The organism is Halogeometricum rufum (genome assembly GCF_900112175.1).
Taxonomy (GTDB): domain Archaea; phylum Halobacteriota; class Halobacteria; order Halobacteriales; family Haloferacaceae; genus Halogeometricum; species Halogeometricum rufum.
Window position 1 is genome coordinate 121,214 of the sequence record NZ_FOYT01000002.1, and the last position, 16,207, is coordinate 137,420.

The following is a 16,207-nucleotide window of genomic DNA, read 5'->3' on the forward strand; positions in this document are numbered from 1 at the left end:
AGAACCAGTCGACGTTCAGACGCGGACGCCGCCGTACTCGATGTCGATGTAGTTCCCTTCCCACTCCTTTCGCGCCTTTATCTCCCTGCGACCCCGGCGCGTCAGCGTGTAGTAGTTCGTCCGTCTGTCACGTTGCCCCTTCTCGACGAGTCCCTTCTCCACGAGGGTGTCGAGGTTGGGGTACAGGCGCCCGTGGTGAATCTCCTTCTCGTAGTAGTCCTCGAGTTCCTCTTTGATTGCCAGTCCGTGGGGTTCGTCTAGCCCAGCGATGACGTACAGCAGATCACGCTGGAATCCTGTCAAGTCGTACATTGGTAAATTCAATTCGTCCCTTATTGTCTGATTGAAATAAACATATCGGAGATGAACGGGTCTTCCCGACCCAACGACGGCGTAATCGGAGAATTCCGACCGTCGAAAGCTGTAAATTCGTGAATACGTGTCGCCGTCGACCCGTCGCGTCGTTCGCGACGGCCACGGACCCGACGAGAGTGATGCATCTCCGAGACGTGAGTTCCGGAAAAGGAAGCAAGCCACGCGAAAATCGCGTGGATGCTTGCCGCCCTGAATTGGTCCCCGCTGACGCTTCGGCCCTCCAAAGCGAAGCGTCACCTGCTACTTTTGGCTGGTTTCTCTTAAAGATATCGACGGACGTGGGAATTGCCTCTTGGGACGAGTCGCCGAGTCACATGTGCTCTTCTTCCAGGACCCACCCCAGCGCGCGCTTGTAGTGGGTGAACAGTTCTCTGACGCCGCCGTGGCGCATCTCCTCGGACTCCAGTTCTTCGGCGAGGAACTCGTACTGCTCTCGTATCTCCTCTTCGGAGCGCATGGTCGCCGTACGCGCTTCGGCCGCAAGGAACTGACGCCCGCGTCCGCCGCCGTGCGTCGGGCTTTTGTCCCGGGCCCGCCCACGTTCGCGCATGGAGATTCGGGGTCGACGGCGGTGCAAGTCGTGCGGACAGGAGTGGTCGTACTACGACACCGGCGAAGTCGCGTGTCCCGCCTGCGGGAGCATGCAGAGCGTCGGCGTCGGCGGCCGCGCGCGCCACACCGACAGCGCGGACCCGTTGGACCTCTCGGAACACCGGAACGCGGCCGAGGCGGGGTCGGTCGCCGACGCGGCGGAGGCGTTGAAGACCGACCTGCGGACGTACCTCCGGGCGCGCGGGTTCATCGACGGCGGCGAACTCCGCGACGTGGACGACACCTACCTCGCCGCCCGCGAACTGCTCCACGCGGTGGACGTCCTCGCGCGCCGGCGCGACCCCGACGAGGAGACGCGGTTGTACGTCCTGTCGCTCCTCCGGGGGGCGGACCGCGGCGAACGGCCCGCCCCCGACGAGGTGCCGCCCGCGATGACCGAGGCGCGCGGCCTCGCCTACGCGGAGTCGCTCGCGGCGTTCCGCCGCGACCTGTCGACGTGGCTCGACGACCACCCCGACCCCGAGGCGCGGACGACGCTCTCGACGCTCGGAGAACACGTCAAGCGCGTCGAGGCCCTGCAGGGCGACGTGTCCGTCCGACAGTCCGAGTCGCTCGTGCGGGCCGCACGCGAACTCACGGCGTACGTCCGAGACGACGACGAGTCCGCCCTCGCGGCGGCGCGGGACCGACTCTCGCGACTCGCCTGAGGAGGAAAACGACTTTCACCGCCGGCGTCCCTTCACCGCCGATGGCCGAGCGATTCGACCAACACGCCGTCCGCCACCGGATGAAGCTTCTCACCGACGACGGCGACGTCACCCTGTACGAGAACCGCGACGCGGTGCCGTGTCCGGCCTGCGGCGACCCGTTCGACCGCATCCTCCTGACCGAACGGGCGTCGCACTCGTTCGACGTGGCCGACAACGCGCGGTTCTGCGTGACAGACGAGGACGACCGACTGGTCGTCTGCACGCACCGGTGACGGAACGCGCTGCGAACCCGGCGCGCCGCGGGGACGGCGGGCGTCAGCGGTCGAGGAGAAAGCGCAGGAACGGTCGGTCCAGCGTGTCGGCGGGGAGCGTCCGGAACCATCCCACGTCGGCGACGTTCTCGTCGGCGAGGCCGGGGTCGTCGGTGAGCGTCCCGCGCACGGCGGCGTCGTAGACGGCGAACCGGAACGCCGTCGTCTCGCCGCCGTGCGCGAACGTCTGCCGCGTCACCGACCGGAGCGACCCGACCGTCGCCTCCAGTCCCGTCTCCTCGCGCACCTCGCGGACGAGCGCTTCTTCGCGGCTCTCGCCGTCTTCGACGCCGCCCCCGGGGAGCACCCACCGGTCTCGTTGGTGGACGAGGAGGACTTCGCCGTCCCGTTCGACGAGGGCGGCGACGCCCCAGTCCATCCCGGCGTCGATGCGGGCGGCGAGCGACTCGAACGACTCGCGGTCGAGTTCGCGTTCGCTCTCGCGGCGGACGACGCCCGCCGAGTCCGTCTCGAACCGCGCGGCATCGTCGCTCACGACGGGTCGGTCAGGGGAGTTCGACGTCGACGGCTTCGGCGTCGCCCGCGGCCTTCACCGTGTTCCAGAGGAGCATCGCGCGCGTCATCGGCCCGACGCCGCCGGGGACGGGCGTGATGGCCGACGCTTTCTCCTTCGCGCTCTCGAAGTCCACGTCGCCGACGAGTTCGTACCCCTTCTCGGTGTCCGCCTCGACGCGGTTGATGCCCACGTCGACGACGACGCAACCCTCCGACAGCATCTCGCCGTCTATCATCTCGGGGACGCCCGCGGCGGCGACGACGACGTCCGCGGCGCGCGTCTTCGCGGCGAGGTCCGTCGTCCGGGAGTGACACACCGTCACCGTCGCGTTGCCCAGTTTCGACTTCTGAATCAGGAGGTTCGCCATCGGCTTGCCGACGATGTTCGACCGGCCGACGACGACGACGTCCGCGCCCTCCGTCTCCACGTCGGCCGCGGCGAGGAGTTTCTGGATGCCGTGGGGCGTGCAGGGCTTGAACCGCGGGTGGCCGGCGACGAGGCGGCCGACGTTCTCCGGGTGGAAGCCGTCGACGTCCTTCGCGGGGTCGATGCGGCGGAGTACCTCGCGTTCGTCCACGTGGTCGGGGAGGGGCATCTGCACGAGGATGCCGTGGACCGACGGGTCGGCGTTCAGGTCGTCGATGGTGGCGTACAGGTCGTCTGCGGGGGCCTCGGGGTCTATCTCGTAGTCGCGCGCCTCGATGCCGACTTCCTCGCAGTCGCTGTGCTTCATCGAGACGTACGTCTGACTCGCGGGGTCGTCGCTCATCAGGACGGTGGCGAGACACGGCGTCACGCCCGCGTCGGCGAGAGTGGCTATCCCGTCGGCGAGACCGGCGCGAATCTCGGCGGCGACGGCGTTACCGTCGATTATCTCGGTCATGTGTCGAACGCCGCGGTCGGCGCACTTCAATCACGCGGATTCGTGCATACTTGTCCTCGCTTCCACCTCCCGATACCCATCCCCTTGCACAGAAGAGGTCGTCCTACGGACAGGACGTCGCCAACTCCGCGTTCGCCACCGGGTCGCGCCCCTGGTAGACGACCACCGTCTCGGCGGTGTCGAGGTTCACGAGGACGACGCTGCCGCCGTAGCCGTGCGTCTGGTCGTGGCCGCGGACGACGACGCAGGTGACGCCGTCGGGGACGGACATCGTCGCGGAGCGAGTGAACTCGCGCGTCCCGTGGGGGTGGCGCAGTTCCCGGCGGCCCAGTCGGTTCCCGTCGACGTCCTCGACCTGCCACCAGTTCGCGTAGCCGTCCTCGCCGTCGTCGTCGTGGATGAGCGTCACGTCGAAGCGGTACGTCCCGCCGTTCGCCTCGAACGCCACGTCCACGACGTTCGCCTCGCGCAGGTCGAGTTCCGTCCGGGGCGTCGTCGTCCCGGGCGTCCCCGTCTCCGTCGCGTTCGCCGTCGCCGTCCGAGGGGTCGTCTCGGAACCCGTCGGTTCCCCCGTCCGCGTCGCGTTCGCCGTCTCGCCGGGCGTTCCCGTCCCGTCCGGCGTCGCCGACTCGGTGGGGGCGCGCGTGGCCGTCGCCGTCGGCGTCTCGGTGGCCGTCGCGGTTCCGGCGCGCGCCGTCCGGTAGTCCGGACTCGGCGTCCCGCCGGCCTGTCCCGGGTCGTCGTCGTCCGTCCCGGGCGGCGGGGTGTCAGAACACCCCGACAGACCGAGGAGCGAGAGACCGAGAGCGGCGAGGACGCGTCTACGGGTGCGCATATCGCTAACGTCTCCCCCCGCCAGCAAAAGTCCGGCGTGCGTCGGATTCGCGACTGTTCCGTGCGTGAGCGCGGCCGATGCAGTACGGTGCGGTGAGCGCGGCCGATACGGTCCGTCCGACCGACTACGGGTACAGCGGGTGTTCGTCGCAGAGTTCCTGCACCCGGTCTGCGACGGCGTCGACGGTCTCCTGATCGTCGTAGTCGTCGACGACGCGGACGATGAGTTCACCCACTTCGCGGGTCGCCTCCTCGTCGAACCCGCGCGTGGTCAACGCGGCCGTGCCCGCGCGGATACCGCTCGGGTTGAACGCCGACCGCGTCTCGCCGGGGACGGTGTTCGCGTTGAGGACGATACCCGCCTCCTCGAGGGCCGCCTCGACGTCCTTTCCGGTCGTGTCGGGGTGGGAGGGCCGCAGGTCCGCGAGGACGAGGTGGTTGTCGGTGCCGCCGGAGACGACTTCGACGCCCTCGTCTTCGAACGTCTCGGCGAGCGCGCGTGCGTTGGCGACGGTTCGCTCGGCGTACGTCTCGAACTCGGGTTCCAGCGCCTCCTTGAAGCCGACGGCCTTCCCCGCGATGTTGTGCATGAGGGGGCCGCCCTGCGCGCCGGGGAACACGGCCTTGTCCACGGCGTCGGCGTGTTCCTCGGTGGTCATGATGATGCCGCCGCGACCCGCCCGGATGGTCTTGTGGGTCGACCCGGTGACGAAGTCGGCGATGCCGACGGGCGAGGGGTGGACGCCCGCGGCCACGAGGCCGGTGATGTGGGCGATGTCGGCGAGGTGGTACGCGTCCACGTCGTCGGCCACGTTCTGGATGCGCTCCCACTCGACGACGCGCGGGTACGCCGAGTAGCCCGAGACGATGATGTCGGGGTCGAACGACTCGGCCTGGTCGGCGAGCGACTCGTAGTCGATGTAGCCCGTGTCGGGGTCGACGTGGTACTGTTCGACCTCGTACGTCTGTCCCGTGAAGTTCGCCGGGTGGCCGTGACTCAGGTGGCCGCCGTGGCTGAGTTCCAGGGAGAGAATCTTGTCGCCGGGGTCGAGCATGGCGAGGTAGACGCCCATGTTCGCCTGCGTGCCCGAGTGCGGCTGGACGTTGACGTGTTCGGCGCCCCAGAGTTCCTTCGCGCGTTCGACGGCCAGTTCCTCGACTTCGTCGGCGTACTCACAGCCAGCGTAGTAGCGCGACCCGGGGTAGCCCTCGGCGTACTTGTTGGTGAGCGCGCTCCCCTGCGCCTGCAAGACCGCCTCGCTCACGTGGTTCTCGCTGGCGATCATCGCCAGCGTGTTCCGCTGTCGTTCCTCCTCGCCTTCGAGGGCGTCGGCCACCGCGGGGTCGACGCCGCGGACGTGGCTGTAGTCCATGTCTCACACCCCGTGCGTCTTGCCAATAAGTGTGTTCACTTTGGCAGTCGATGCACCGAACTCTATGCACGGTCGTGGCTATCTTCGACGCCATCGACACCGGCGTTCGACACGGGTGGCACAACGGGTCCGCGCCGGTCCCTTACTGCTTTGGCGACAGACCTATGCCCGACAAAGCCGGTTTTGAGTGTACCTGATGGTCAAGGTGAAGGCGACAGACGCCGGGGTCCGAGCCGTGGGACCCGGCACCGCTTCTGCCGTCGTCGCCGCCGACGGATGGTCGGCGGGCGACCCCGTACACGACCTACCGCGTGCGACCGTCGACTCGGTCGGGGGGGAGGCGACGGCGCTCAGACTCCCGCCGGGACTCCTCCGTCTCCGACGACTCGACTCGGGGATCGAACGGGAGCCGACGGCGCCCGCGGAGGGCACGGTCCGTCTCCCGGACGCGCCCCACCTGCTCCGCGTCGAGGGCGCTGCCGTCGTCATCGTCCGGTTCGACGGCACCGCGACGCTGACCGACGCGGGCGGCGCTCCCACCATCTCGTTCCCGGAGCGACGGCGCGTCACCGTCGCCGTCGCCGACCGGGCGGACCGTCCGGAGACGGTCACCGTCCCGCGGACGCCAGAGGGCGTCGCGACCGCGCTCTCGGCGATGCCCGCCGGCCACCTCACGGCCACGGCCGACCGGTCGCTCCCGGAGATGCGCGCGCAGCCCCCCCGCGTCGAGTTCGGCGAGGAGGTGTCCGTCCCCGACAGCGTCGTCGCCCGCCGTCCCGACCCGTCCGTCGCCCTCGAACTGCCGCCGAGTCTCGACTACCTCGTCCCGGCCGCCTCGCTGGCGCACTATCTCGGCGCGGAGGTACGGGTCGCGGACGACGAAGACGCGTCGCCGGCGCTGCGGACGGCGAGCCTCGAACACGAGTTCGACTCGAACCCCGGCTACCAGACGGGGGTGGCGCACCTCCTCCGCCGGACGTTCCTCCTCGACTGCCTCGTTCGCGGTGCCGGCCCGAACTGCCGCGGCGTCGCGGAGACGGCGTTGCTGGACGAAGTCGACCTCGACGCCACGTCGCTGTACCGGGCGGACCCCGGTGACCGACTGGACGCCTATCTCGACGTGCCGTTCGAGGAAATATCCGGCCGACTGCCCGACTGGCACCTGTCGATGTACGTCTCGGCGACCTACGACCAGGTGCGTTCGCTCCCGCACCTCCTGCAGAACGTCCCGAACGTGTTCCTGCCCGAGGCGAAACCGCTCGGCACGGACGAACGCCTCTCGCGGTCGCTAGACGACTTCTACCGCGCCGACGCCGCCGCGGACGACTCGGCTGACGGGTCGGCCGACGACCACGCCCGCGAGGCCGAGGCGTCCCGCGCAGAGACGGGTGACGTTCCCGAGGTGACCCCCGTGAAACCCGTTCTGGGAGCGGGGCGCGTCCACGGCTGGCTGGCCGACGGCGTCCCCATCGACGTGTTCAAGTCCACGCACCGGGCGTTCGAACACCGGGCTCGCTACCCCGAGGACCCGCAGTCGCTGTCGGTGGTCGCCGTCCTCAACGACAAGCGGATGGTGGACGAGTACAACGACGCCGCCCAGATATACGAGTCGGGACCGGCCGGCCTCGACATCGACGTGACCGTCGAAAAGCGGACGACCCGCGCGGAACTCGCGGACGTGTTCGAGTCACACCACGATTTGGTCCACTACATCGGCCACTGCGACGAGTCGGGGCTCCGGTGCGTCGACGGCAACCTCGACATCGACGACATCGAGGAGTCGAACGTCGAGACGTTCTTCCTCAACGCGTGCGGCTCCTACTACGAGGGACTCGAACTGGTCGAGAAGGGGAGCGTCGCGGGAGCGGTGACGTTCGACAAGGTGCTCGACGGGCACGCCGCCCGCGTCGGGACGACGTTCGTCCGACTCCTCATCAACGGCTTCAGCCTCGAACGCGCCCTCGCACTCGCCCGCCGTCGCATCATCATGGGCAAAGACTACACCGTCGTCGGCGACGGTACGCACCTCCTCACGGAACCCGGCATCCCGGTACCCGCGGTTGGAACCGTCGACGAGAACGACGACGGGACGTACCATCTCGACTACGACACGAACTCCCCCCGCGTCGCCGGCGGCACCTACGCGCCCCCCTTCTCCGACGACCAGCGTTCCCACCTGCTGGGGACCACTCAGCGCACCGACCTCTCCGCCGCGGATCTGTCGGACTTCCTCGACCGGACGGATATGCCCATCATCTACGACGGCGACATCCACTGGTCGAGCGACCTCTACCGAGAGTTGACGTAGTCGGAACGCACCGCGCCGCCCCCGAACCGCGTCACGACTGCCGACGGTATGCACTCGGTTCGCACGTGAGATGCAACTGGTATCTTTTCCGAGAGAACCTCGGGTCGCCCCGCCCGGTGATCTTCATACACGCTCTCAACCCTTTGATTCTGAGGGTCGGCTTGCGTTAATATTAAATATTCTCGTTTACCTATCTAACGGCATGACCATCGAATCGAACATGCTGACGGAGGGCGTGGGAGACATCCTCGACGCAGTTCTGGGTGGGGATACGGACGAGGTGTTGATCGTGGGGCCGACGCGGGACGTCATCCACACACTCGTCACCGTCGCGTCGAGTCACGAGGGCGACCTGCCGGCGATGAAGATGGTCGCCGACGAATCGCTGCTGAAGGACGTCATGGACGACTTCATCGTCGCCAGTAACGCGGCTGACCTCGTCGACGCCGGCGCGTTCTCGATGCGGACGGCCGACGAGAGCGCGGAGAACGCGCTTCTCGTCACCGAAGACGCCGTCGTCTCCCTCGTCACGGCGGGCGACCGAGTGGCGGGTCTCGTGACGACCGACGAGGAGTTCGTGGCCGCCGCCCGCGACACCTACACCACGCAGTGGGAGGAAGCGTCGGAGTACAAACTCCGCACCCCGCCCATCACGCGGGTCCGGACCAGCCTCGAAGACGAAATCAGTCCCGACGCGCGCACCGACTTCGACTCGGTGCTCTCGTCGCTCCAGACCGCCCGCGGCGACGGCGACGGACTCGACGAGGTGACCATCAGTCTCCTCGTCGCCGCGAAGAACGAGGTGCTCCTCTACGACATCTCGAAGTGGGGCGAGGACGTCGGCATCGCCAGCAAGGCCACGTTCTCGCGGACGAAGACGAAACTGGAGGAGATGGGGCTCATCGACACCGAGAAGGTCCCCATCGACGTCGGTCGGCCGCGCCTCCGCCTCAAACTGGGCGACGACCGACTCGTCACCTCCGACCCCGACCAACTCGCGGGCGTCGCGCAGAGCCTCCTCGCCTGAAGACGGGGCCGGTCACTCGCCGCCGTCGCCGGAGAGTCGGCCGAACCCCCTCGGTTTTTTCTCTCGTTCCGCCGTCGTTGCAGCCGTGACTACGCACGACATCGCACTCGTCGGGAGCGGTCCGGCCGCCGAAGCCGTCCGCGCCGCCGCCGCGGACTGCGACGCCTCCGTGACCGACGCCGCACCCGAAGACGCGGGCGACGCGACGCTCGCCGTCGTCGTCGCGCCGGCGGGGGCCACGGCGCCCCACACGGTCGATACGGCCGCCGACCGCCTCGTTGTCGTCGAACTCGGCGGCGTCGGCGGCGTCTCCGTGCCGGCGTTGGACGCCGCCGTCTCGGTGTTCGCCGGCGGGAGTCGCTACGCCGACCTCTGCACTCGCGTCGCCGCGACGACGGACGGCGAGGGGTCGCCGTCCGGCGACCGGAGCGCGGTCCGATTCGCCGGCGCACTCGCGGGTCGACGGGCCGTCGCCCTCCTGACCGGCGACGACTCGGTGGCGGGAACCGTCGCCGAGGTGACGGGAACGGGCGTCGCCACCGAGCGGACGGTGTTGCCCGTCCCGGACGCCGAGACGCGCGACCGGACGGTACGCCGCGACTCCCGCGAGACCACCGTGGACGACGCGCTCGCCCGTGCGGAACGCGCGCTGGACGAGCGGACGGGTCTCGTCGCGCAGGTGGGCGAGCGCGAGTCGTTCCCCGTCCCGTACTACCTCGCGCAGACGACCGACACGCGGGGCTTCAGCGACGCCCGCGCCGCCGAGTTCGCCGCCGGGGTCGACCTCGACTGGGACGCGGCGTTCATGAAAGCGCTCGGGGAGGCGCTCGAACGCTACTGCGCCGGCGTCTACCGCGCCGCGGAGTTCACCGTCGCGCCAGAACGGACGCGCGCCCGGTCCGTCTCGCCGGCGCGGTTCGTCCGACCGGACTCCTACCGCGCGCCCGACGCCGAGGAGCCGATTCCGTGGGTCGAGGGCGAGCACCTCTCGTCCGGTGAGTCGGTGTCCGTGCCGGCGGAGTTCGTCCACTATCCGCCGCCGAACACGCGGTACAAGCCCCCCATCACGACCGGACTCGGCCTGGGTAACTCCGGCTCTGAGGCGCTGCTATCGGGGCTGTACGAGGTGATAGAGCGGGACGCGACGATGCTCGCGTGGTACTCGTCGTTCGACCCGTTGGGACTCGACGTGACCGACGACGGGTATCGGGCGCTGACGAAGCGCGCCCGAGCGGAAGGTCTGACGGCGACGCCACTGCTCGTCACGCAGGACGTGGACGTGCCCGTCGTCGCCGTCGCCGTCCACCGGGACGACGACTGGCCGAAGTTCGCGATGGGGTCGGGCGCGTCGCTGGACCCCGTGGACGCGGCCCGGTCGGCACTCGCCGAGGCGTTACAGAACTGGATGGAACTCCGGTCGATGGGGCCGGAACGGGCCGACGCCGAGGAGGGTGCCATCGGCGAGTACGCCGACTTCCCGGCCCCGGCGCGTCGACTCGTTGACGCCGGCCCGTCGGTGCCGGCCGAGAGCGTCGGTCCCGACTCGGTGCCGACCGGCGAGGCCGAACTCGACGCCGCCGTCGAACGCGCCGCCGACGCCGGACTGGACGCGTACGCCGTTCGGACGACGACCGAAGACGTCGCCTCGCTCGGATTCGAGGCCGTCCGCGTGCTGATTCCCGAGGCGCAACCGCTGTTTCAGGGCGACCCGTTCTTCGGGGAACGCGCGCGGTCGGTGCCCGAGGCGCTCGGGTTCGAGGCGGAGTTGGAACGGCCGTACCACCCGTTCCCGTAGGGCGAACAGCCGACACTCGCGCCGCGCCGCCGTCCGCGACGATGCCCGCCCGCACGACGCCGTGTCGGACTCCCGCGTCTCGTCGTGCGGTGACGTTCGGGGGATGGTGACGCTGGTTCCGTCTTCGGATAAAAAGGTGAGTCCGGAACGGCCGTTCAGACGATTCGGCGCGTCAGGAATATCAGGACGCCGAGCACCAGCAGTCCGGCCCCCCAGTAGACGGAGGGGTACGGGAGGTACGCGAGGAGGAACGTGACGAGGCCGGACGTGATGAGCGACCAACCGAGGGTCGTGCGATAACTCATACGAACGCCGTCGAAGGCCCGGTGGAAGAAACTACTCGCCGACCGCCGAGAACGTGCCACCGCCTACAGAGGCGCGCGTTCGGGACGACGGACGCGAAGACTGGAGGGGGAGCGAGAAGACATGGTTGAGGGATGCGACGCCCCTCCGTTCAGAGGGACGGCCTGCACACTAATATGCGAACGGGCTAAGTTGTTTAATTTAATCTAGATTGCCCGAGTTCGGGGACGGACGGCGTCCGGGCGTCTCAGACGCCGAACGTCGCTCGGAGCATGTCGCGCGTCCCCGGGCCGAGGCCGACGGCTAAGACGGCGACCAGGAGCAGCATCGTGTAGCGCGGACTCTCCTCGAAGATGCCCTCCTCGAACACCCAGACGACGAACGTCGCGGCGACGAGTTTGACGAGGAGGAACGGCCAGGCGTCACCGGTCACGGCGAGGACGGACGGCGGGAGCGTGTTCGCCGTGAAGTCCACGACGAACTGGTTGACCGGGTGTTTCGGGACGAGGTTCGGCCCCGCGCCGAGGGCGGTCATCCAGTCGAGGCCGACGACGTTCGCCACGCCGTCGACGGCGTGGCCCCAGAGGATGACGAACCCGATGGTCTCGGTACCGGAGTTTATCTCGGGCGCGAACCGCTCGATGAGCCACCACGTCGCCGCCGCGGCCAGCGTCGCGCCGACGAGCATCACGAGGAGCACCTGCGGGTAGAACTCCACGCCGTCGGCACCGGTGAACGCGAGCCAGAACAGGTAGCCGACGGTGACGACGAGGACGACGACGCCGATGCCGAACAGCGGTCGTTCGTACGACCGGGTCACCTCGAACTGTTCGAGGCTGACGGCGACGACGACGGCGCCGAGCGTGATGAGGAAGACGGTGAAGTAGATGATGGGGCTGATGACGAGCGCGTTCCACGGGTAGCTGATGAGGGCCTCCGTGGCGCCGGGCGTGTCGTTGGCGTCCTCGACGACGCGGAGCGCCCCCCCGAAGAACATGTACGGGAGCAGCGCGTAGAAGAAGCTCCGGTCGGTGCCGACGTCGAGGCGGCGCATGAGGAACACGACGCCGATGAGGGCGAACAGCAGCGTCACCATGTAGCCGACTTCGGAGACGAGCGTGTAGCCGGGATACGCGACGGGTTCGGCGGCCGCCGCACACGCGCTCGCGCTGTCGAGATACTGCGTGGCGCCGCCGGCGCGCGTGGCGCAGACGGCGGAGTTCGCGTCGGCCTGGACGGGCCCCCAGAAGTAGTGCCAGATGAACCGGTCGTAGACGAGTCTCGGGAAGGCGAGCGAACCGCCGACGAGGGCGACGAGTGCGACGACGAACGCGCCGCCCCACAGTCGTTCGGGGTCGACGCCGACCCGCTCTGCAACCGTAGCCATACCCGAAACCCCGGCGGCGTGGGTGTTGAGGATTCCGGTCTCTCGCACGCGTCGCGCACGGTGCCGTCTGAGCGGTCGACGCCGTGAACGGCCGCCGAGGGGGCGAGAGAACGAGAACGGGAACGAGTGACGGAGAGACGGGCCGCGCGGCGATTCGGCGCGCGCTACAGCGACAGCGAGGGGTCCTCGAAGTCGGTGCCGAGGATGACCATCGTCTGCGACCGCGAGAACCCCTCCATCTCGGCGATGTTGTCGAACATGAGTTCGCGGAGCGCGTCGGTGTCCTCGGCGTACACGCGGAGCATCACGTCCCACTCGCCAGTCGTGAGGTGGACCTCTTTCACGCCGTCTATCTCCCGGAGTTGTTCGAGTGCGTCCTCCTCTCTGCCCTGTTCGACGCGGAGGCCGACGAGTGCGGAGGTGCCGTAGCCGACCTCTCGGGGGTCGACCTTCGCGTGGTAGCCCTCGATGACCCCCGCGTCCTCCATCCGGCCGACCCGGTCGTGGACCGTCGCGCTCGACATGTCTATCTGTCTCGCGATTTCGCTGAACGGCGTCCGCGCGTCGGTCTGGAGTATTCGAAGGATGGCGCGGTCCGTCTCGTCGAGTTCCATGGGGTAACGTTGGCGAGCGCTCTCTTTTCGCTTACGGATAGCCGCCGAACATGTGATTCAGCCGTTCAATCCGTCGATTTCGCGGGCGGCTTCGAGCACCGCGTCGTGGACCGCGCCGTTGGAGGCGACGAGGCCCCGCGAGTCGTGTCGCCACGGGTCACCGGCGAGGTCCGTGACCCTTCCGCCGGCCGCGCGGACCATCTGGACGCCGGCGACGGAGTCCCACGGGTTCGCGCGGACGTTCGTCAGCACGCCGTCGAGTTGACCGTCGGCCACCATCGCCAACACCGCCTGCGCGCACCCGAACCGGCGCATGTCTGCGAACCGGTCCACGATGGCGTTCGTCGCCCGCCCGTACTGGTCGCGTTCGTCGAAGCCCCACCAGATGGTGGGGCAGACGGTGCACGTCTGGGGGTCGTCCCGGTCGCTGACCGTCACCGCCTCGCCGTTCCGGTACGTCGCCTCCCCGTCGGTCCAGTAGGTGTCGTCGAGTGCGGGCAGACAGGTGGCGGCGGCGACCGGTTCGCCGTCCCGCACGGCGGCGACCGCCGTCCCCCACACCCGGAGGTCCCGGACGAAGTTGTTCGTCCCGTCGATGGGGTCGATGACCCACGCGGGCCCCTCCGGGGGGACCCGCTTGAGTTCGTCCTCCTCCTCGCCGACGACGGCGTCGGCCGCGTGGGACTCCCGAATCACGTCGATGACGCGGGCCTGCGCGTCCCGGTCCGCCTGCGTCACGACGTCGGTCTTGCCGTCCTTCAGTTCGACGTCGATGTCGGTTCGGAACCGGTCGGCCGCGACTGCGGCGCCGGCGCGGGCCGCCCGTCTGGCCACCGCGACTCTGTCGTCGTCCATGTCGTCGGTGGCGGCCGCCGCCGTGGTAAATCTCCCGTGTCGGTGCGTCGTCGCTCACGTTCGCGTGGACGTCGCGTCTTCCCCGCCCGACACGCTTTATCCGCCCCGGCCCGTCGGTTCGTGACGTGTCGGGAGAACTGCCCGCCGACGTTCGCGCGAGTCTGTCGGAGTTGCTCGACAGGGGCGCGGCGGCGGCGCGGAGGCGGGACGACGGGACGGTCGAGGGCGTCGTCGACTCCGTCGAGACCCTCGCGCACCACGAGGTGTCGGACGAGGAGACGCGCGCAGTGCTGTTGCACGGGTGTCGCCGCGCGACGCAGACGATGCGGTCGGAACCCCTCGTCGCGGCGGAGTACCTCGAAGCGATGGCGCGACTCGTCGACGACTGACGGCGGCGTCGCTCGACGGAAAATATCGGAGAAACTGGGACACGATTAGGACCCGGACGGGATGCGTTTTCCACGACCCGCGCGTCCCTTTTGGGGCTCCCCTATTACGGAGTCTTCCAACTTCCCGAACTCCGTTTTCACGTGGTCCGGTACTTGGACTTCGCCCTGTTCCTGTCGGAACAGCACTGGGTCGTCGTGGTCTTCCTTCGACGCGTTGACCTCGCGTTCCTGTTACGGTCCGTTTGGTGTTTGCGTCGATCCCGTTCCTCGCCTTCTTCCGAAGGCTCGGTTCGGTCGTCCGGTGCGCCCTCGCGTACCAGCAATACTGTTGTATGGTACCAAACCACATAAACGTATCGGTGTACCTATACGATGTTTGTCAGGAGATGGCGGAGAACGACACGTCCGACGCCCGGGTCCGACCAACTCCTCATATACCGCGGCGTCGTACGCGGTCACAATGCCCGAGTACTCGCTCAAGCAGCGATTCGTCCTCGACACCTCGCTGTTTCTCTCCGAGGAGATTCGGCACGAGGGGGAGACCCTCGAAGCGGCGTTGTACCGACTGCTCGACGTCATCGCGCGGGCGAAACTCCGACTCGACATCTCCTGTTACATGGCGCCGTCGGTCCACGCCGAACTCGTCGGCATCCTGCACGAACGCGGCATCGACGGGGAGATAGAGACGCAACTCAACACGTGGATAATAAAGAAGAACCCCGCGCGCTACGAGGTGATGGTCCCCGCCGCCGTCGTCCACGACTTCGTCCACGAGATGTCGGACCGCGTCAACCGCGGCCTCCGCGTCTCCGAGGACGCGGTGCGACGCGCGGCCGAGGGGGACCCCGAACAGGTAATCTCCGACCTTCGGGCCGAGTACCGGACCGAACTCAGGCAGGGCATCCTCGACTCCCGCGAGGACTTCGACCTCCTCATTCTCGCGCGAGAACTCGACGCCGGCGTCGTCACCGAGGACACCGGCATCGTCGACTGGGCCGAGGAGTTCGGGCTCCGGTTCCTCCGCGGCCGGGACTTCCCCTCGCTTCTGGACGCCTACCTCACCGGCACCGGACAGGACGAACCGCTGAGTGATTAACTCGATTCCGAGTCGGAGTAAACTTTTATCCGTCCCGTTCGTTTCGATGGATATGCGCCCCGCCGACGCCGCACGACAACTACAGTACGCCGTCGCTTCGCAGACGAACACCTACGACTACGAGGTCAGCCACTGGGAAGCACACGCCTACGAGGACGTCTTCGCCGACGTCATCGAACGGGGCGAACTCGACGACGTGATGACCGTCGTCGAGACGCTCGGCGACGAGTTCTCCGAGGAGTCCCGTCCCTCCGTCGCCCGCGCCCGAACCGTCGCCGACGACGTCCTCACGGCCGACGGCCGCCCCCTCACCGACGGCGGCGAACGGGCCGACGAGGCGTAACGACGTCGTTGCCGGCGTCTCCGACGCTCTCTCTCTCGTTTCGCGAACCAGCTCTCGGCGACTGCCGAGTCTGTTCGGTCGAAAACGCTATTACTCGGACGTCCCGTTCCTTCAGACGCTTCCGTTGGTGGTCGGTACCGATACCCACGGGAGCGTCGACGCGCGTCGTCGGATGGCATCTGTCGAATCGCGCGTTCGCCGCCCGCACCCCGCCTTCCGTCACCCAGAGCGGTGCGTCCGCGAACTCGGCGACCCGGTCCGACGGTTCGGCTCCTCGATGGGCGTCGCTCCTCGCTGTCGCTCGGAGACGAGAAGTGCGAGGGGAGGGATTTGAACCTCGGTCGCAAATCGGAGATTTGCTCCCTGATTCAAATCACTCGTAAGCACTCGCTCCTCGCTGTCGCTCGGAGACGAGAAGTGCGAGGGGAGGGATTTGAACCCACGGACTCCTACGAGAGCGGATCTTGAGTCCGCCGCCTTTTCCAGACTCGGCCACCCTCGCGCAGTTCAGAGTGCGACTCTGGACGAGTCGTAC

18 protein-coding genes and 1 tRNA gene are annotated in these 16,207 nt (G+C 68.2%); 8 read left to right on the plus strand and 11 right to left on the minus strand.

Translation table 11 applies throughout. The annotated features are described in order from the left end of the window. Positions 1-15 precede the first annotated feature (15 nt). Entirely contained in the window at positions 16-312 is a 297-nt protein-coding gene (locus BM310_RS10145; RefSeq protein WP_089807344.1) for a PadR family transcriptional regulator, read from the minus strand. A gap of 373 nt (positions 313-685) precedes the next feature. After that, positions 686-832: a hypothetical protein gene (locus BM310_RS21380; protein WP_177232592.1), complete on the minus strand. Its 147-nt coding sequence runs from the start codon at positions 830-832 to the stop codon at positions 686-688. A gap of 91 nt (positions 833-923) precedes the next feature. Here BM310_RS21380 and BM310_RS10150 point away from each other — a divergent pair, with 91 nt between their 5' ends. Beyond that, the gene (locus BM310_RS10150; RefSeq protein WP_089807346.1) at positions 924-1,634 is read left to right on the plus strand and encodes a DUF7117 family protein; all 711 of its coding nucleotides are present in this window, start codon (positions 924-926) and stop codon (positions 1,632-1,634) included. Positions 1,635-1,675: 41 nt separating this feature from the next. Further along, the gene (locus BM310_RS10155) at positions 1,676-1,909 is read left to right on the plus strand and encodes a DUF7385 family protein (RefSeq protein WP_089807348.1); all 234 of its coding nucleotides are present in this window, start codon (positions 1,676-1,678) and stop codon (positions 1,907-1,909) included. 43 nt (positions 1,910-1,952) lie between these two features. Here BM310_RS10155 and BM310_RS10160 read toward each other — a convergent pair whose 3' ends face one another. The 4 genes from BM310_RS10160 to glyA form a co-directional block, all read right to left on the minus strand. After that, positions 1,953-2,444 carry an NUDIX hydrolase gene (locus BM310_RS10160; protein WP_245778472.1) on the minus strand — a complete coding sequence of 164 codons (492 nt, stop codon included), beginning with the start codon at positions 2,442-2,444 and terminating at the stop codon, positions 1,953-1,955. A 10-nt stretch (positions 2,445-2,454) separates the two neighbouring features. After that, a complete protein-coding gene (locus BM310_RS10165) occupies positions 2,455-3,348 on the minus strand; it encodes a bifunctional methylenetetrahydrofolate dehydrogenase/methenyltetrahydrofolate cyclohydrolase (protein ID WP_089807350.1) in 894 nt (297 codons plus the stop codon). 103 nt (positions 3,349-3,451) lie between these two features. After that, entirely contained in the window at positions 3,452-4,183 is a 732-nt protein-coding gene (locus tag BM310_RS10170; protein WP_089807352.1) for a hypothetical protein, read from the minus strand. A 124-nt stretch (positions 4,184-4,307) separates the two neighbouring features. Continuing rightward, a complete protein-coding gene (glyA, locus tag BM310_RS10175) occupies positions 4,308-5,555 on the minus strand; it encodes a serine hydroxymethyltransferase (protein WP_089807354.1) in 1,248 nt (415 codons plus the stop codon). Positions 5,556-5,751: 196 nt separating this feature from the next. On the opposite strand from glyA, the gene BM310_RS10180 reads away from it, so the two are divergent. The 3 genes from BM310_RS10180 (at position 5,752) to BM310_RS10190 (ending at position 10,685) form a co-directional block, all read left to right on the plus strand. Next, positions 5,752-7,863, plus strand: coding sequence for a hypothetical protein (locus BM310_RS10180; protein WP_089807355.1), 2,112 nt, complete (start codon positions 5,752-5,754; stop codon positions 7,861-7,863). A 202-nt stretch (positions 7,864-8,065) separates the two neighbouring features. Next, positions 8,066-8,890 (plus strand): transcriptional regulator TbsP, encoded by an 825-nt coding sequence (tbsP, locus tag BM310_RS10185; RefSeq protein ID WP_089807357.1) that lies wholly within the window; start codon positions 8,066-8,068, stop codon positions 8,888-8,890. A gap of 85 nt (positions 8,891-8,975) precedes the next feature. Then, the gene (locus tag BM310_RS10190; RefSeq protein WP_089807359.1) at positions 8,976-10,685 is read left to right on the plus strand and encodes a YcaO-like family protein; all 1,710 of its coding nucleotides are present in this window, start codon (positions 8,976-8,978) and stop codon (positions 10,683-10,685) included. 155 nt (positions 10,686-10,840) lie between these two features. Here the strand turns inward: BM310_RS10190 and BM310_RS21385 are convergent, their stop codons facing one another. The 4 genes from BM310_RS21385 to BM310_RS10205 all read right to left on the minus strand — a co-directional run bounded on the left by BM310_RS21385 (position 10,841) and on the right by BM310_RS10205 (position 13,844). Next, on the minus strand, positions 10,841-10,990 hold the full coding sequence (locus BM310_RS21385) for a hypothetical protein (RefSeq protein WP_177232593.1): 150 nt from the start codon (positions 10,988-10,990) through the stop codon (positions 10,841-10,843). Positions 10,991-11,235: 245 nt separating this feature from the next. Next, positions 11,236-12,375: a DUF63 family protein gene (locus BM310_RS10195; protein ID WP_089807361.1), complete on the minus strand. Its 1,140-nt coding sequence runs from the start codon at positions 12,373-12,375 to the stop codon at positions 11,236-11,238. A 164-nt stretch (positions 12,376-12,539) separates the two neighbouring features. Next, positions 12,540-12,989, minus strand: coding sequence for an Lrp/AsnC family transcriptional regulator (locus tag BM310_RS10200; protein WP_089807363.1), 450 nt, complete (start codon positions 12,987-12,989; stop codon positions 12,540-12,542). Positions 12,990-13,046: 57 nt separating this feature from the next. After that, positions 13,047-13,844, minus strand: coding sequence for an inositol monophosphatase family protein (locus tag BM310_RS10205; RefSeq protein WP_089807365.1), 798 nt, complete (start codon positions 13,842-13,844; stop codon positions 13,047-13,049). 125 nt (positions 13,845-13,969) lie between these two features. Between BM310_RS10205 and BM310_RS10210 the strand changes: the two genes are divergently transcribed. From BM310_RS10210 to BM310_RS10220, 3 genes are all read left to right on the plus strand, one after another. Beyond that, positions 13,970-14,233, plus strand: coding sequence for a hypothetical protein (locus tag BM310_RS10210; protein WP_089807368.1), 264 nt, complete (start codon positions 13,970-13,972; stop codon positions 14,231-14,233). 460 nt (positions 14,234-14,693) lie between these two features. Continuing rightward, the gene (locus BM310_RS10215) at positions 14,694-15,329 is read left to right on the plus strand and encodes an RNA ligase partner protein (protein ID WP_089807370.1); all 636 of its coding nucleotides are present in this window, start codon (positions 14,694-14,696) and stop codon (positions 15,327-15,329) included. Between the two features lie 52 nt (positions 15,330-15,381). Further along, a complete protein-coding gene (locus BM310_RS10220) occupies positions 15,382-15,672 on the plus strand; it encodes a hypothetical protein (protein ID WP_089807372.1) in 291 nt (96 codons plus the stop codon). A gap of 418 nt (positions 15,673-16,090) precedes the next feature. Here BM310_RS10220 and BM310_RS10225 read toward each other — a convergent pair. Further along, positions 16,091-16,174: transfer RNA gene (locus tag BM310_RS10225), tRNA-Leu, on the minus strand. Positions 16,175-16,207 lie beyond the last annotated feature (33 nt).

Coding starts and splice junctions, on each gene's coding strand:
- BM310_RS10145 (WP_089807344.1), bottom strand. CDS start 312: ATGTACGACTTGACAGGATTCCAGCGTGATCTGCTGTACGTCATCGCT.
- BM310_RS21380 (WP_177232592.1), bottom strand. CDS start 832: ATGCGCTCCGAAGAGGAGATACGAGAGCAGTACGAGTTCCTCGCCGAA.
- BM310_RS10150 (WP_089807346.1), top strand. CDS start 924: ATGGAGATTCGGGGTCGACGGCGGTGCAAGTCGTGCGGACAGGAGTGG.
- BM310_RS10155 (WP_089807348.1), top strand. CDS start 1,676: ATGGCCGAGCGATTCGACCAACACGCCGTCCGCCACCGGATGAAGCTT.
- BM310_RS10165 (WP_089807350.1), bottom strand. CDS start 3,348: ATGACCGAGATAATCGACGGTAACGCCGTCGCCGCCGAGATTCGCGCC.
- BM310_RS10170 (WP_089807352.1), bottom strand. CDS start 4,183: ATGCGCACCCGTAGACGCGTCCTCGCCGCTCTCGGTCTCTCGCTCCTC.
- glyA (WP_089807354.1), bottom strand. CDS start 5,555: ATGGACTACAGCCACGTCCGCGGCGTCGACCCCGCGGTGGCCGACGCC.
- BM310_RS10180 (WP_089807355.1), top strand. CDS start 5,752: ATGGTCAAGGTGAAGGCGACAGACGCCGGGGTCCGAGCCGTGGGACCC.
- tbsP (WP_089807357.1), top strand. CDS start 8,066: ATGACCATCGAATCGAACATGCTGACGGAGGGCGTGGGAGACATCCTC.
- BM310_RS21385 (WP_177232593.1), bottom strand. CDS start 10,990: ATGAGTTATCGCACGACCCTCGGTTGGTCGCTCATCACGTCCGGCCTC.
- BM310_RS10195 (WP_089807361.1), bottom strand. CDS start 12,375: ATGGCTACGGTTGCAGAGCGGGTCGGCGTCGACCCCGAACGACTGTGG.
- BM310_RS10200 (WP_089807363.1), bottom strand. CDS start 12,989: ATGGAACTCGACGAGACGGACCGCGCCATCCTTCGAATACTCCAGACC.
- BM310_RS10205 (WP_089807365.1), bottom strand. CDS start 13,844: ATGGACGACGACAGAGTCGCGGTGGCCAGACGGGCGGCCCGCGCCGGC.
- BM310_RS10215 (WP_089807370.1), top strand. CDS start 14,694: ATGCCCGAGTACTCGCTCAAGCAGCGATTCGTCCTCGACACCTCGCTG.
- BM310_RS10220 (WP_089807372.1), top strand. CDS start 15,382: ATGCGCCCCGCCGACGCCGCACGACAACTACAGTACGCCGTCGCTTCG.